This window comes from Anaeromyxobacter sp. Fw109-5 (assembly GCF_000017505.1).
Lineage (GTDB): Bacteria > Myxococcota > Myxococcia > Myxococcales > Anaeromyxobacteraceae > Anaeromyxobacter.
In genome coordinates, this window is the sequence record NC_009675.1 from 4,057,210 (window position 1) to 4,072,501 (window position 15,292).

13 protein-coding genes are annotated in these 15,292 nt (G+C 73.3%); 8 read left to right on the forward strand and 5 right to left on the reverse strand.

Annotated elements, in window-relative coordinates:
• Positions 1–2 precede the first annotated feature (2 nt).
• Positions 3–1,769 (forward strand): histone deacetylase, encoded by a 1,767-nt coding sequence (locus ANAE109_RS17745; protein ID WP_041449380.1) that lies wholly within the window; start codon positions 3–5, stop codon positions 1,767–1,769.
• Between the two features lie 20 nt (positions 1,770–1,789).
• Here the strand turns inward: ANAE109_RS17745 and ANAE109_RS17750 are convergent, their stop codons facing one another.
• Complete coding sequence (locus ANAE109_RS17750; RefSeq protein ID WP_012098261.1) at positions 1,790–2,296, reverse strand: TlpA disulfide reductase family protein; 507 nt, start codon at positions 2,294–2,296, stop codon at positions 1,790–1,792.
• A 238-nt stretch (positions 2,297–2,534) separates the two neighbouring features.
• On the opposite strand from ANAE109_RS17750, the gene ANAE109_RS17755 reads away from it, so the two are divergent.
• Together ANAE109_RS17755 and ANAE109_RS17760 are read left to right on the forward strand one after the other, a co-directional pair.
• Complete coding sequence (locus tag ANAE109_RS17755; protein ID WP_012098262.1) at positions 2,535–3,866, forward strand: hypothetical protein; 1,332 nt, start codon at positions 2,535–2,537, stop codon at positions 3,864–3,866.
• Positions 3,866–4,909 (forward strand): cytochrome c3 family protein, encoded by a 1,044-nt coding sequence (locus tag ANAE109_RS17760; protein WP_012098263.1) that lies wholly within the window; start codon positions 3,866–3,868, stop codon positions 4,907–4,909. The genes ANAE109_RS17755 and ANAE109_RS17760 overlap by 1 nt, the downstream gene beginning before the upstream one ends.
• Before the next feature lie 132 nt (positions 4,910–5,041).
• Here the strand turns inward: ANAE109_RS17760 and mpl are convergent, their stop codons facing one another.
• From mpl to ANAE109_RS17775, 3 genes are all read right to left on the reverse strand, one after another.
• Positions 5,042–6,463, reverse strand: coding sequence for a UDP-N-acetylmuramate:L-alanyl-gamma-D-glutamyl-meso-diaminopimelate ligase (gene mpl, locus ANAE109_RS17765; protein ID WP_041448479.1), 1,422 nt, complete (start codon positions 6,461–6,463; stop codon positions 5,042–5,044).
• Positions 6,464–6,548: 85 nt separating this feature from the next.
• Positions 6,549–7,733, reverse strand: coding sequence for a serine hydrolase (locus ANAE109_RS17770; protein ID WP_012098265.1), 1,185 nt, complete (start codon positions 7,731–7,733; stop codon positions 6,549–6,551).
• On the reverse strand, positions 7,730–8,665 hold the full coding sequence (locus ANAE109_RS17775; RefSeq protein ID WP_012098266.1) for an LD-carboxypeptidase: 936 nt from the start codon (positions 8,663–8,665) through the stop codon (positions 7,730–7,732). Before ANAE109_RS17775 ends, ANAE109_RS17770 begins: the two co-directional genes overlap by 4 nt.
• Before the next feature lie 247 nt (positions 8,666–8,912).
• On the opposite strand from ANAE109_RS17775, the gene acs reads away from it, so the two are divergent.
• The 5 genes from acs (at position 8,913) to ANAE109_RS17800 (ending at position 14,141) form a co-directional block, all read left to right on the forward strand.
• Positions 8,913–10,808, forward strand: coding sequence for an acetate--CoA ligase (acs, locus tag ANAE109_RS17780; RefSeq protein WP_012098267.1), 1,896 nt, complete (start codon positions 8,913–8,915; stop codon positions 10,806–10,808).
• Positions 10,809–10,855: 47 nt separating this feature from the next.
• Complete coding sequence (locus ANAE109_RS17785) at positions 10,856–12,091, forward strand: AI-2E family transporter (protein WP_041448480.1); 1,236 nt, start codon at positions 10,856–10,858, stop codon at positions 12,089–12,091.
• Positions 12,088–12,819 carry an FKBP-type peptidyl-prolyl cis-trans isomerase gene (locus ANAE109_RS17790; RefSeq protein ID WP_012098269.1) on the forward strand — a complete coding sequence of 244 codons (732 nt, stop codon included), beginning with the start codon at positions 12,088–12,090 and terminating at the stop codon, positions 12,817–12,819. The genes ANAE109_RS17785 and ANAE109_RS17790 overlap by 4 nt, the downstream gene beginning before the upstream one ends.
• A gap of 126 nt (positions 12,820–12,945) precedes the next feature.
• Complete coding sequence (yfcF, locus tag ANAE109_RS17795) at positions 12,946–13,596, forward strand: glutathione transferase (protein ID WP_012098270.1); 651 nt, start codon at positions 12,946–12,948, stop codon at positions 13,594–13,596.
• Positions 13,597–13,694: 98 nt separating this feature from the next.
• Positions 13,695–14,141, forward strand: coding sequence for a pyridoxamine 5'-phosphate oxidase family protein (locus ANAE109_RS17800; RefSeq protein WP_012098271.1), 447 nt, complete (start codon positions 13,695–13,697; stop codon positions 14,139–14,141).
• Positions 14,142–14,154: 13 nt separating this feature from the next.
• Here the strand turns inward: ANAE109_RS17800 and ANAE109_RS17805 are convergent, their stop codons facing one another.
• Complete coding sequence (locus ANAE109_RS17805; protein WP_012098272.1) at positions 14,155–15,264, reverse strand: methyl-accepting chemotaxis protein; 1,110 nt, start codon at positions 15,262–15,264, stop codon at positions 14,155–14,157.
• Between the last annotated feature and the right edge of the window lie 28 nt (positions 15,265–15,292).

Genomic DNA, 15,292 nt, shown 5'->3' on the forward strand with positions numbered 1-15,292 from the left:
TGCTGCGCGCCCGCACCCTGCTCTACCGGCTCCGCTCCTGGCTGCACCGCCGGGACGTGAGCGTCTGGTACGACCGGCGCTACCGGCTCCCGCTCTCCGGGCTGGAGGTGAGCGTGGGCATGGAGCCTCGCCGCGCGGACTTCGCCCTCTGGTGGCTGCGCGAGTGCGGCGCGGTGCCGACGAGGGCGATCCACTCGCCGCGGCGGATCGCCTACGACGACCTGGCGCGGGTCCACACGCCCGAGCTGCTCGAGTCGCTCGGGCGGCCGGAGAACGTCGCGCACATCTTCGCGGTCGACCCGTCCGACGTCCCGGTGGACGAGGTGATGACCACCATCCGGCTCGCCTGCGGCGCGACCCTCTCCGCGACCCGCGAGACGCTGCGGACGAAGCAGCCCGCGCTGAACCTGCTCGGCGGGTTCCACCACGCCTCCCCCGGCGCGGCCGGCGGCTTCTGCCCGGTGAACGACGTCGCCGTCGCGCTCGCGGCGGTGCGGGCCGAGGGGTTCACTGATCGCGTGGTCGTGCTCGACCTCGACGCCCACCCGCCGGACGGGATCGCCGCCTGCCTCGCCGGGGACGCGAAGACCTGGATCGGCTCGCTCTCCGGCTCGGACTGGGGGCCGCTCGCGGGCGTGGACGAGACGGTGCTGCCGGAGGGCACCGGCGACGCGGAGTACCTCGACGCGCTGGCCGCGCTCCTCGGCCGGATGCCGCGGCCGCAGCTCGCCTTCGTCCTCGCGGGCGGCGACGTGCTCGCCGGCGACCGCTTCGGGAAGCTCGGGCTCACGCTCGAGGGGGCCCGCGAGCGTGACCTCCTCGTCGCCGCGGAGCTCGAGGGCGTGCCGCAGGTCTGGCTGTCGGCCGGCGGCTACTCGAACCGAGCGTGGCGCGTGCTCGCCGGCACCGGCATGGCCCTCGCCGCGGGCTCGTCCGAGCTCATCCCGGCCGGCTACGATCCGCTCGACGCGCGCTTCACGGTGCTCTCCCGGGAGATGTCGTCCGTGGACCTCACCGAGACGGGCGAGCTCACCGCCGACGACCTGGAGGAGGCGCTCGGCATCCGCCCGCAGCGCCAGCGGCTGCTGCTCGGGTTCTACACCGCCTCGGGCATGGAGCACGCGCTCTACCGCTTCGGCGTCTTCGAGCAGCTCGAGCGCATGGGCTACCGGCACTTCCGCGTCGCGTTCGACTCCGGTGGCCTCGGGGAGCGAGTCCGGGTGTACGGCGAGTGCGAGGCGCAGGAGCACCTGCTCATGGAGGTCGTCGTCGAGCGCCGGCGCGTCTTCGGGGTGGAGGTGCTGTACGTCCACTGGCTGTCCCTGCGGAACCCGCGCGCGCACTTCAGCGATCGCCGGCCGCGCCTCCCCGGCCAGGACGTCCCCGGCCTCGGCCTCGCGCGCGAGGCCGGCACCATGCTCGCGCGCATGGCGGTCCGGCTGGGGCTCGGCGGGGTCGTCTTCCGGCCCGCCTACTTCCACACCGCCTACGCCGCGCGCCAGGAGTTCGCCTTCATCGATCCCGAGCGCCAGGGCCGGTTCGAGGCGCTCGTCCGGGATCTCGCCCACGTGCCGCTGCTGGAGGCGACCATCGCCGTCGCGGAGGGGCGCGTGCGGATGGACGGCGAGCCCTACACCTGGGAGGCCGACGAGATGGCGTACTGGCTGCGCGAGTCGCCGGCCGACGCGGGCGAGGTCGAGCGCGAGCGGGAGCGGGTCCGGTTCTCGCTCGTCGAGCGGCCCGCGGAGGGCCCGCCGACCGCGCCGTGACGGCCCGCGCCCGGCAGGCGTCACTCGGCGAGGAGCCTGCGCACCTCGTCCTCGAGCTTGCGGCCCTCGGCCGCGTCGTAGCCGAGGTGGACGGAGCGGACGACCCCGGCGCGGTCGACGAGGAGGGTCGTCGGCAGGCGGGTGATCTCGAAGCGCGCCGAGAGCTGCTCCCCCCCGCGATCCCACAGCACCGGGAACGAGACCGGGGTGTGGGCCAGGAACGCCTCGACCATGGCGCGGTCCTCGTCGAACGCCACCCCGTACACCTCGAGCCCGCTCGGGCCGTGCTCGCGCGCGAGCCGGTCGAGGGCGGGGAGCTGCTCCCGGCAGGGGTCGCACCAGCTCGCCCAGAAGTCGATGACCCGCACCTTCCCGGCGGCGTCGGCCACCCGGACCTGGCGTCCGGAGAGGTCCTCCGCGACGACCTCGGCGGGCCGACCGACGAGGGGCGAGGGGGCACGGACCGCGGGGCGGGCTCCGGCGCACGCGGCGGCGAGGAGTCCCAGGAGAACGAGAGCGCGGCGCATCGCCACATCATAATCGGGGGCCGTCCCGGTGTGCCGGCTTCACCTTGCGTCCGGGATCCGATCGGGCGCGCGCACCGACGGGAAATCCCGTGCCCGGAACGGAGGTTTCCGGGGCGTAAATGATCTCAGACAAGATTGGTTCAGGCCTCCTGTGCCATCGTCCGCGCAACCCCGCGGCCGCCGGCCGGCCACCGCCGAGCCTCGCCGCGACGCACTCCACCCTCGAGGTGAGCTCCTGATGCGCAACATCACACCAGTCATCGCCCTTGGGCTCGCGCTCCTAGCCGGCCCGGCGGTGCGAGCGGACACGATCGACGTGAGCTCGACCACCTTCCTCACGGTCGGCGAGCAGACGCGCGGCGGACGCGCCGGGGAGACCCCGGAGCTCGTCACCGTGGCCCCCCTGTACGAGATCCTCAACATCGCCGCGCGCGGCATCACGAACCCCATCGCGAACGACCTGCAGCTGGTCATCTCGACCTGGGGCTCCTACGAGCTCTCCGATCCGCGCTGGGACAACGGGACCAGCTCGGACGTCACGGGCGACGTCGTCACCGGCTACCTCTCCGGCCGCCTCCTCGGCGACGCCCTCACGCTGCGGCTCGGCCGCGCGCACGTGATGACCGGCGTCGCGCGCATGATCCAGCTCGACGGCGGCGAGGCCATCGTCGCGCTGCCGTTCGGGATCCGCCTCTCCGGCTACGCCGGCGTGCCCGTGTCCCAGCGCTTCTCCTCGCGCAGCGGCGTGCGCAGCTGGAACCCGGTGGCGGGCGACCTCGCGTACGGCGGACGCGCGGCCTGGTACCTCGCCATCCCCGGCTACTCCGGGCGCGGCCTCGACGTCGGCGCCTCGGCGAACTTCGTCGAGGACGGCGGCGACCCCGTCCGCCAGGAGGTGGGCGCGGACTTCCGGCTCCAGCCGTTCGCGAAGGTCCTCACCTTCTCCGGCTTCGCCGGCTTCAGCCTGTACGACGAGCGGTTCTCCGAGGGGAACCTGGCGGTGAGCTGGGCGGCGATGCCGCGGCTCCACGTCACCGCGGACTGGCGCTACACGGCGCCGGATCTGCTCCTCTCGCGCAGCTCGATCCTGTCGGTCTTCTCCGACGAGGACCGGAACGACTTCGGCGGCGGCGTGCGGTACGAGCTCACGAAGGAGCTCGAGCTCGGCGCCGACTACCACCTCGCCATCGAGCCCGGCGAGGACGGCGACTACTACGGCCACATCGCGGAGGGCAGCCTGGAGTGGGGCCGCGGCGCGACCCGCGCCGGCGGCGAGGTGTTCTTCCTCGACAACGAGGACAACGGCTACTTCGGAGGCCGCGTGTTCGGGCGCCAGGACTTCGGCCGCTTCTTCGCGACCGCGGACGTGCTCGCGCACCTCTTCCGCGACCAGATCAACGGGGAGGACTACTCCCTCACCGGCACGCTCTCGGCCGGCGCCAAGCTCGCCAAGGGCTTCAGCGCCGTGGTGGCCGGGCGCGCCGGCATGACCCCCTTCCTGGAGCAGACGTACGACGTCATGGCGAAGCTCGTGTACAACCAGTCCTACAGCATCCGGGAGGTGCGCTAATGAACCGCACGCTCCCCCTCCTCCTCGCCGCGCTGGTCGTCGCGGGGTGTAGCGCCAAGGCCAAGAAGGTCGAGAAGGAGCAGCAGGCGCAGCGGCCCGAGCCGGAGTTCCCGCACTCGATCCACGTGGATCAGGGCATCGAGTGCGCGGACTGCCACGCCGGGATCGACAAATCGACGTCGCTGTCGCAGCAGCACCTCCCCACGAGCGAGAAGTGCAGCGAGTGCCACGAGGGCTACGACGCCCCGAAGCCGGGGCCGCTCCCGCAGCGCATCAACTTCTCGCACGCGAAGCACCTCGGCCAGGCGGCGGTGAAGGGCAAGTGCGACACCTGCCACAAGAAGCTGCCCGAGATGGGCGAGCCGCGCTGGTCGATGCCCATGGACACGTGCACCGCGTGTCACAAGCACCAGGCCGACTTCAACGAGGGCCGCTGCCGCCCCTGCCACGTGGACCTGAAGGGCTACTTCCCCGAGCGCGCCTACTCGCACCAGGGCGACTGGATCCGCCTGCACGGTCCCCTCGCGCGCCCCAGCGCCGAGAGCTGCGCGCAGTGCCACGACCAGCCCTACTGCGCCGAGTGCCACTCCGCGACCACCGCGGCGGCGCGCCCCTCCATCATTTTCCCGGAGGAGGTCGAGCGGGGCTTCATCCACCGCGGTGACTACGTCTCGCGCCACATGGTGGAGGCCGCGAGCGATCCGGCGAGCTGCCAGCGCTGCCACGGGCGGAAGTACTGCGAGACCTGCCACGAGCAGCAGAACCTGCAGGGCGTCATCGGCGCCGGCCGGATCCCCGAGTCGCACGCGAAGCTCGGCTGGTCGAACGACCGCGCGAGCGGGAACTTCCACGGCGACGCGGCCCGCCGCAACATCACGAGCTGCGCCGCGTGCCACGACCAGGGCGCGGACTCGCTCTGCGTGGCCTGCCACCAGGTCGGCGGCCCCGGCGGCAACCCGCACCCGAGCTCGTTCCGCAAGCGCCACGACGCCGGCGACATCCGCGACAACGCGATGTGCCGGAACTGCCACACGGCCGGGTAGCCCTCCGGACGCGCTGAAACCACGAGGCCCGGTCGCGCGAGCGGCCGGGCCTTCGTCCATCGTGGTCGCGCTCGGAACCGCTCACCCTGAGCCTGTCGAAGGGTGAGCGAGATCGCGGGGAACGCGCGCCCTTCAGTGAAGGGCGGACAGCAGCTTTCCCCAGATGCCGCCAAACGCCCCGTTCGACATCGCCACCACGACGTCTCCCGGGCGCGCCGTGGCGGCGATGGCCGGGACCATCTCCTCCACCGTCGCGAACGCGCGCGCCGGCGTGCCGGCCGCGGTGACGTCGCGGACCACCGCGTCCACGTCCAGCCGCTCGCTCTCGGGGACCCGATCCGTGGGGGCGGGGCGGAGCAGGAACACCTCCGCCGCGTCGCGCCACGTCGCGCCGGCCGCGTACTCGCGCTGGTGGAGGTTGCGGCGGCTGGTGTTGGAGCGCGGCTCGAAGGCGGCGAGGAGCCGCGCGCCGGGGTACGCGCCACGGATGGCGGCGAGCGTCTTCTGCACCGCGCGCGGGTGATGGGCGAAGTCGTCGATCACCGTCACCCCGCCCGCCTTTCCGCGCACCTCCTGGCGGCGCTTCACGCCGTGGAACGCGCCCAGCCCGGCGGCGATCTCGGCGGGCGAGAGCCCGAGGGCGCTCGCGGCGGCCGCGACGCCCAGCGCGTTCTCGACGTTGTGCGCCCCGCCGACCGGCAGCAGGACCTCGGCGAGCGCCTCGCCCCTGCGCGCCAGCGTGAAGCGGGCGCCCTCCGGGGAGAGCGCGAGCCCCCGCGCCTCCCAGTCCGCGCCCGGGCGGTCGACGGCGTAGGTCTCGACGCGGCAGCGGGCGCCGCGGGCGATGCGGAGCACGCTCTCGTAGCTCGCGCAGGCGGCGAGGAAGCCGTCCTCCGGCAGGATCCCCATGAACCGCTCGAACGCGCTCTCGTAGTGGGCCTCGTCGCGGTAGATGTCCGCGTGGTCGAGCTCGCAGCTCGTGAAGATCGCGGTGCGCGGGCGGTAGTGGAGGAACTTGGGCCCCTTGTCGAAGTACGCCGTGTCGTACTCGTCGCCCTCGACCGCGAAGTGCGGGCCTGCCCCGAGCCGGTAGTTGGAGTCGAAGTCGCGCGTGACGCCGCCGACGAGGAACGAAGGATCGCGGCCGGCGTGGTGGAGGAGGAAGCCCATCATCGCGGAGGTGGTGGTCTTCCCGTGCGTGCCGACCACCACCACCCCGTGCCTCGGCGCGATGAACGCCTCGCCGAGGGCCTGCGGGAACGAGACGTGGGGCAGCCCGCGCTCCCGCATCGCCGTCGCCTCCGGGTTCACGCTCCGGACGACGTTGCCGACGACGACGAGGTCGGGCCGGGCGCGATCGAGGTTCTCGGCCCGGTAGGGCGTCATCACCTCGATGCCCCAGCGCTCGAGCTGGGTGGACATGGGCGGGTAGACGTTCTCGTCGGAGCCCGTCACCGTGTGGCCGGCGGCCTTGAGCATCCCCGCGAACGAGCCCATGCCGGTGCCCGCGACGCCGATGAGGTGGATGCGCTTCACCTGGGACCAGTCGATCACTGCGCTGCTCTCCTTGGTAACGAACGGCCGCTCGGCTCGGGGCTGGGCCGCCCGTCTCCGCGACGGGGGACGCCGAGCCGAGGGACTACCCGATCCCCAGCCCGTCCGCCACCGCGTCATGGAACCGGCGGCGCAGCTCGCGGATTCGCGGCTTGTCCGATCTCCCGGAGGGGTGGACGTGGTTCGTGAGCAGGGCGCACACCACGCCGGCGTCGAGGTCGAGCCACAGCGAGCAGCCGGTGTAGCCGAGGTGGCCGAGGGCGCCGCGCGGGCCGCGGCCGAGGCGGCTGCCGACGGCGGGGGCGGCGCCGCTCGGCGTGTCCCATCCGAGGGCGCGGGCGCTGCCGGGGGTCGAGGCGTCGCGCCGGGCGAACTCCTCGGCCGCGGACGGCGGCACGAGCGCGCCGCTTGCGCCCTGGAGCGCCTCCAGCCACGCCTGACCGAGGGCGGCGACCTCCGCGGCCGTGGAGAACAGCCCCGCGTGTCCCCCGACCCCTCCCATCGCCCACGCGTTGTCGTCGTTCACGGCCCCGCGCACCAGCTCGCGCCGGGGGGCGCTCCAGCCGGCGGGGACGAAGGTCCGGCCGTCGGCCCAGGCGCGCCGTGAGGCCGCCGCCGCGTCGAGGTACCCGGTGGAGGCGAGGCCGAGCGGGCCGAACACCCGCCGCTCGGCGAGCTCCGCGAGCGGCGCCCCCGCGATCGCCTCCACGAGCAGCCCGAGCGCGATGAAGCCGGGATCGCAGTAGCAGGCGCGGGTGCCGGGCGCCGCCTCGACGGGCTCCGCGAGGACCGCCTCGCGCACCAGCGCGCGGCCGCGCCGCGCGGCCTCGCCGAGCGACGCCGCCGGTGGCCGCTCGCCGGGGGGCAGGAATGCGCGGCCCGCGAGCGGATCCCGCGCCACGCGCTCGTAGTACGGCCTCCACTCCGGCAGCCCGCTCGCGTGCGCGAGCAGGTGCCTTGCGGTGACCGCCGCCTTGCCGCCTGCCTCGAACCCGGGGAGCAGCCGCGCGACCGGCGCATCCAGGGCGAGCTCGCCGGCGCCGGCGAGCTGCGCCGCGAGGGTCGCCGTCGCCATCACCTTCGTGAGCGACGCGACGTCGAAGAGATCGTCGCGGCGGAGGGGGCGCGCGACGGGCGAGTCGAGCTCTCCGTGGCAGCTCGCGTGGACGAGCCGGCCGCCGGCGAGCACCGCGGCCGAGAGCGCGCCCGCGACGCCTTCGCTCCGGCCCGCCTCGAGCACCCCCGCGACGGGCGCGAGGACCGGCGTCACGCGACCCCCCTCTCCCCCTCGGTCCACTCCTCGAACACCAGCCTCGGCGCGCCGCTCTCTCCGGGCCCGGGAGCGACGAGCGTGGCCCGCGCGCCGAGCGGCACGGCGAAGTTCGCGTCCTCGTGGCCGCAGGGCACGCCCTCGATGGCGGGCACGCCGAGCGCCAGGACCGCCTCGCGCACCACGTCGGCGCCGTGCGCGTTGGCGTCGTCGCAGCCGGTGAGCTGGCCGATGGCGACCCCGGCCAGCTCGCGCAGGGCGCCCGTGAGGGCGAGGTGCGTGAGGTACCGGTCCAGCCGGTACGGCTTCTCGCCCACGTCCTCGAGGAGGAGGATCGCGCCTGCGAGCCTCGGCGCGTACGGCGTCCCGGCGAGGTGCGAGAGGAGCGTGAGCGAGCCGCCGAGGAGGGGTCCCGTGGCGCGGCCCGCACGGACGGTGGCTCGCCCGGCGAGCCCGGCCCCCGCGCGAGGCGCGCTCCCCCGCAGCAACGCCTCGAGGTGGACGAGGGCCTCCTCCGGCAGCCGCGAGAGCTGGGTGACGCCCGGCCCGTGCACCGTCGCGAGCCCGGCGCGGTTCAGGTGCGCGTGCAGCGCGGTGATGTCGGAGAAGCCGAGGAGCAGCTTCGGGCGGGCGAGGAGCGGGGCGGGATCGATCGCCGGGAGGAGCCGCATGGCGCCGTAACCGCCGCGCGCGCAGAAGATCGCCCGGGCCTCCACGTCGGCCACCGCCTCGCGCCACTCCGCGACGCGGCGGGCGTCGTCGCCGGCGAGGTAGCGCCAGCGCGCGGCCACGTCGTCGCGCATCCGCGGCTCGAGCCCGAGCCGCCGGGAGAGGACCGCCAGGCCGCGCTCGAACGGCTCGGGATCGAACGGGCTCGCGGGGGCGATGACGCGAACGACGTCCCCTGGGCGCAGCGCGGGCGGAAGGATCACGGCGCGGAGGATAACGCCCGCCGGCGCTCCGGTCGAGGCGTTGCGCCGCAGCGCGTCATGGAGGGCGAGGGCGGGCGCGAGGGCCGGAACGCGCGAGGTCCGTGATCGCCGCCCCACCCGGGAGCGGCTTTCGCTACCCTGCCCGTAGGATTCTTCTCCGCTACACCCATTGACGAACCCGCGCTCCGGCCCACCCCGCAGGGCCCGGGCGTCGAGGCCGGCGCCCACGCCGGCAAGGAGCCGCATCATGCCGAAGCCGCAGCAGCTCGAGGGCGAGGTGTTCCACCCGTCCTCGGAGATCGTCTCCCAGGCCCGCGTGAAGGACTGGGAGTCGCTCGCGCGCCGCGCCGACGAGGATCTCGAGGGCTTCTGGGCTGCGGAGGCCGAGGAGCTCGAGTGGTACCGCAAGTGGGACAAGGTGCTCGACGCGTCGGAGAAGCCCTTCTTCAAGTGGTTCCAGGGCGCCCAGACGAACATCGTCCACAACTGCCTCGACCGGCACCAGCGCACCTGGCGGAAGAACAAGCTCTCGCTCGTGTGGGTCGGCGAGAAGGGCGAGGTCCGCACCTACTCGTACTTCGCGCTCAACCGGGACGTCTCGAAGTTCGCGAACGTGCTGAAGGCGATGGGGGTGAGGAAGGGCGATCGCGTCACCATCTACATGCCCCGCATCCCCGAGATCGTGATCGCCATGCTGGCGACCGCCAAGATCGGCGCCATCCACTCGGTCGTGTACGGCGGGTTCTCCGTCGACGCGCTCCAGGGGCGCATCGAGGACTCGGAGTCGAAGGTCGTCCTGACCGCCGACGGCGGGTTCATGAACGGGAAGATCGTCGAGCTCAAGAAGACGGTGGACGACGCGGTCCGCCGCTGCCCGACCGTCGAGACCGTCATCGTGGTGCAGCGCACCGGCCACGAGGTCCGGATGGAGCCCGGGCGCGACTACTGGTACCACGAGCTCATGAAGCTCCCCCTCGCGACGGGCCACTGCCCGACCGAGGTGATGGAGTCCTCCGATCCCCTCTACGTGCTCTACACGTCCGGCACGACCGGCAAGCCCAAGGGGCTGGTGCACGGGCACGGCGGGTACATGGTCGGGATCTACTCCACGTTGAAGTACGTCTTCGACGTGAAGGACGAGGACCGCTACTGGTGCGCCGCCGATCCGGGCTGGGTGACCGGCCACAGCTACATCGTGTACGGACCCCTGCTCATGGGGGCGACGACCTTCATCTACGAGGGCGCGCCGACCTACCCGTACCCGAACCGCTGGTGGTCGCTCGTCGAGAAGTACGGCATCACCATCCTCTACACGGCCCCGACCGCGATCCGCGGGCTCATGCGCTTCGGCGAGTCCTGGCCCAACCGCCACGACCTCTCCACGCTGCGGCTGCTCGGCTCGGTCGGAGAGCCCATCAACCCCGAGGCGTGGAAGTGGTACCACCGCGTCATCGGGAAGGGCCGCTGCCCGATCATGGACACCTGGTGGCAGACGGAGACCGGGATGTTCCAGATCACGCCCGTCCCGACCATGCCGCTCAAGCCGGGCTCGGCGGCTCGCCCGTTCTTCGGCCAGCACGCGGAGATCCTCGACGAGCAGGGCAAGCCCGTGCCCGACGGCGAGGAGGGCTACCTCGTCCTGGACCGGCCCTGGCCCGCCATGGCCACGACGATCTACCGGGACCCGGAGCGCTTCGTCCGCACGTACTGGAGCAGGTACCCCGGCAAGTACATGGCCGGCGACTCCGCGAAGCGCGACCGCGACGGCTACTACTGGGTCATCGGCCGCACCGACGACGTCATCAAGGTGTCCGGCTACCGGCTCGGCACCGCCGAGATCGAGAGCGCGCTGGTCTCCCACCCCGCCGTGGCGGAGGCGGCGGTCATCGGGCTACCGCACGAGGTGAAGGGGCAGGCGATCCACGCCTACTGCCTGCTCCGCCAGGGCTTCAAGGCGAGCCCCGAGCTCGAGGACGAGGTGAAGACCCACGTCGCGCAGCACCTCGGGCCCATCGTCCGACCGGAGAAGGTGAGCTTCGTCGACGTGCTGCCGAAGACCCGCTCCGGAAAGATCATGCGCCGGGTGCTGAAGGCGCGCGCGCAGGGGCTCCCCGAGGGCGACGTCTCGACCCTGGAGGAGTGAAGATTCGGAGGGCGCCCGGGGGGACGATGCGGGATACTCGCGCCCCGATGTCCTTCCGCGCTCCGCTCTGGAAGAGACCGCGCGCGCAGCTGCTCGCGCTCACGGCGGTGATCTGGGCGCTGGTCGCCGCGATCTTCGTGATCGCCTGGCCGGTGCTCCTCCCGTTCGTCCTCGCCGCGCTCGCGGCCTACGTCATCGATCCCCTCATCTCGCGGCTCGCGCGCACCCGGGTCGGCGGGCACGCCGTCCCGCGCTGGGGCGCGGTGGTGGTCGTCTACCTCGGGATCGGCGCGCTCGCCTACCTCGCCGGCGTCTCGATCTTCCCGCAGATCTACCGCGAGGCGGTGCGCGGCCTGGTCGAGCTGCGCGACTTCCTGGCGAGCGTCACGCCCGAGAAGATCGACGCCTGGGCGCGCGCGATCGACGCGTTCCTGGAGCAGTACGGGATCCCCGTCGACGTGCTGCCGTACGAGGGGCCGCGCCAGGGGGCGCGCTTCTCGGTGGATCTCGCCGCCGGGATCGCGGCGGCGCTGCGCGACGCGAGCGAGAGCATGCGCGGACGGGTCGGGGACGTGGTCGCGTTCTCGCGCGCGATCCTCGCCGGCACGTTCCAGGCGATGTTCTTCAGCATCCTCCTGTTCATGCTGACGGCGTTCATCTCCATGGACGCGCCGCGCATCGTGCGGTTCTTCGAGACGCTCTTCCCCACCCAGGCGCGCGACGACTTCCGGCGGCTCCTGCACGGCATCGACTCCGGCCTCGCCGGGGTGGTGCGCGGGCAGCTCACCATCATGCTGGTGAACGGGGTGCTGACGCTCATCGGCCTCCTGGTCATCCAGGTGCCGTTCGCGTTCGCGCTCGGCGCGCTCGCCACCATCCTCTACGTCGTCCCCATCTTCGGCACGATCCTCTCCTCCATCCCGATCGTGCTGCTCGCCCTCACCGCTGGGGGGCTCTCCAAGGCCCTCCTGGCGCTCGGGTGGATCCTCGTCATCCACGCGCTCGAGGCGTACGTGCTGAACCCGAAGATCATGGGCGACGCCTCGAAGATCCACCCCGTCCTCATCGTGCTCGCGCTCGTCATCGGCGAGCGCACCTGGGGGCTCGTCGGCGCCCTGCTCGCGGTTCCGGTGGCGAGCGTCGTCGTCGCGATCTTCCGGTTCCTGCACCGCAAGCTGGCGGAGCTCGACGAGCGCGCCGCCCAGCCGCCCATGGTGCCCGCAGCCCCCCCCACGCCGGACGTGGCGCCGCGCGCGCCGCGCACGAAAGGAAGCTCATCATGAGAAGGACCCTCGCCGTGCTCGCCGCCCTGGCCCTCGCGACGTCCGCGCACGCCCAGGGCGACAAGGCCGCCGCCCCCGAGAAGAAGCCCGCGCCGGCGCCCGCCCCGAAGAAGACGACCCCGGCCGACACCGAGAAGACGCTCTACTCGGTCGGCCTCGCGGTCGCGAACAGCCTCCAGGTCTTCTCCCTCACGCCCGCCGAGCTCGAGACCGTGATGCGCGGCATCCGCGACGGCGCCACCGGCAAGGCGAAGACGGAGCTCGATCCCCAGGCCAGCGCCGCGGTGAACGAGCTCGCGCGCGGGCGCATGGAGAAGGCGAACGCGGCCCAGTCCGCGAAGGAGAAGGAGTCCGGTCCGGCCTACCTCGCCAAGGCCGCCGGCGAGAAGGGCGCGACGAAGACCGCGTCGGGCGCGATCGTCATCCCCATCAAGCAGGGCACCGGCGCGACGCCGGCCGCCACCGACAAGGTCAAGGTCCACTACACCGGCACGCTCGTGAACGGGAAGGTCTTCGACAGCTCCGTGCAGCGCGGCCAGCCGGCGGAGTTCCCGCTCGGCGGCGTCATCAAGTGCTGGACGGAGGGGCTCCAGAAGCTGAAGGTCGGCGGGAAGGCCAAGCTCGTCTGCCCGTCCGACATCGCGTACGGACCGCAGGGTCGCCCGCCGGTCATCCCCGGCAACGCGGTCCTCACCTTCGAGGTCGAGCTGCTCGAGATCGTGAAGTAGCCTCCGCTCCGTCCGGCCTCCCGCGCCCGCGGTCCGCCACGCGCGGCCGCGGGCGCCGCCGTCTGCGGGCCGCCACCCCCGCGCGAGCGTCCCCGCCTCGCGGCGCCGCCGGTTAGAACAGCTCGCATGCCCACGCCCGACGACCTGGTCCTCTACGCGAACGACACGTTCTCGAGCCCGTACGCCTTCTCCGCCTTCGTCACGCTGAAGGAGAAGGGGGTCCCGTTCCAGCTCGAGCTCCTCTCGCTCGAGCGCCGCGATCACGAGCGCGCGCCGTACGCAGAGAGCTCGATCACCGGGCGCGTGCCGGCCCTGCGCCACGGCGACTTCTGGCTCGCCGAGTCGTCGGCGATCGACGAGTACGTGGACGAGGTGTTCGGCCCCCCCGCGCACCCGCGCCTCTACCCGGAGGAGCCCCGCGCCCGGGCGCGCGTCCGCATGGTGCAGGCCGTCCTGCGCAGCGATTTCCTGCCGCTCCGCCAGGAGCGATCGACCTCCAGCTTCTTCTCGGGCGAGGCGGTGAAGCCGTTCACGCCGGAGGGGCGCGCCTCGGCGGAGCGCCTCGTCCGCATCGCCGAGCGCGTGCTGCCGGCCGGCGCGTCGTTCGTCGCGGGGGCCTTCAGCCCCGCGGACCCGGACCTCGCCCTCATGCTCCAGCGGCTGGTGGCCAACCGCGATCCCTGCCCCCAGCGGCTCGCCGACTACGCGCACGCGGTGTTCGCGCGCCCCTCCGTGCGTGCGTGGCTCGGGCACACCGGCTGGCGGGATCGGGCCTAGGGCGCCCTTCTGGCGGATCGCCGCGGGGGCCCCCGGGCCCCAACCGGCGCGCGTCCACCCGCGCGCCGCGAGGCGCATGATGCCCGGGGAGGCAAGCCATGGCCGAAGATCCCCGCGGGTACGCCGCGCTCCTCGCCGCCTACCGCACCGCGATCCTCACGACGCGCGGCGCCGAGGACGGCCACCTGCACGCGCGGCCGATGGCCATGCGGCAGCAGGTGCGGGGCGAGGAGATCTGGTTCGCGACCTCGCTCGGCTCGAACAAGTGCAAGGACCTCGAGGCGGACCCTCAGTGCGCGCTCGCGTTCTTCGAGGCCGCCGACGGGACGACGGTCTCGGTCTCGGGGACGGGCGAGGTGCTGAAGGACAAGAAGCTCGCGCTCGAGCTGTGGGATCCGTCGTGGGCGCGGTGGTTCCCGGAGGGACCGGAGGCGCGCGAGCTGGCGCTCCTGCGCGTGATCCCGGAGCACGTCGAGCGGCACGACGGCCGGACCGGCAAGCTCGAGGTGCTCTTCAGCCGCCCGCGGCGCCGTCGAGAGCGCTGACCAGCCCCGCGCGTCACGTCTTGGTGGCGGTCCTGAGGAAGCTCGCCAGCTCGTTCAGGGCGCGCGCCTCCCGGTCGACCTCGCGGGTCGAGGCCGCCGTCTCGTCCGTGGCGTGCGCGATCTCGGTCATCGACTTCAGCACCTGCTCGATCGCGCCCTCCTGCTGCTGCGCCACGCGCGCGATCTCGCGCGCGGCCCGGGCGGACTCCTGCAGCGCCGTGGCGAGCCCGCGGATCGTCTCGCCGTTGCGGGTGGCCGTCCTGGCGCCGAGCTGGGCGTGGCCGATCCCCTCCTCCGCCGCGCCCATGGCCGCGAGCATGGCCCGGTGCACCTCCGTGAGGACCTGCCGGACCCGGACGGCGGCGCCGCGCGTGTCCGAGCCCAGCCGCTGCAGCCCTCCGGCGATCTCGCCGAGCCCCTCCGCGCCGGGATCCGAGCGGCCGGCCAGCGAGGCGGCCTGCTCCGCGAGCTGCTCGGAGCGATCCGCGAGGCGGCGGATCAGATCGCCGAGGTCGTAGACGTCGCGCATCTGCGCGTCCACCGCCTCGATGCGGCGCGACAGCCCGCGCACCTCCTCGGCGAGCCGCAGCAGCTCCGCGCCCGACGCCTCCGCCTGCTCGAGCCCCTGCGCGCTCTGGCGCTCCGCCTCCATCGCCAGGCCGATCACCGTCTCCGCCGTGAGCGCGGCGGCGGCGGCGCCCTGCGCGAGCTGGTTCATCGTGAGGGTGGTCTGGCGCACGCTCCCGGCGCTCTCCGAGGTGGTCCGGGTGAACGCCGCGACGTTGCCCAGGAGCCCCTGCGCCGCGTGGGAGAGCTCCTTCGCCGTCCGGTCGAAGCTCTCGCGGCGGGCCTGCTCGAGCCGGACGATCTCGTCGCTCTGGCGCACGAGCTCCTCGCTCTGGCGGACGAGGTCGTCGTGCTGACGCTGGATGACCTTCCCGAGCGCGGCCAGGACGAACGGCGTCGTGTCCATGATCCAGAGGAGCGGCTGCTGCAGGTGCGTGCGGAGGAGCGCCCCCGGCGCGACGCTGCCGAGCTGGCGGAACGCCTCGATGATCGTCGCGACGACGGGCAGCCCCGCCCCGACGATCGCGCCGTAGACGTCGTAACGCAGCCTCTTCATGTCGGAGCGATCCCCCGGAGCCGAGTGC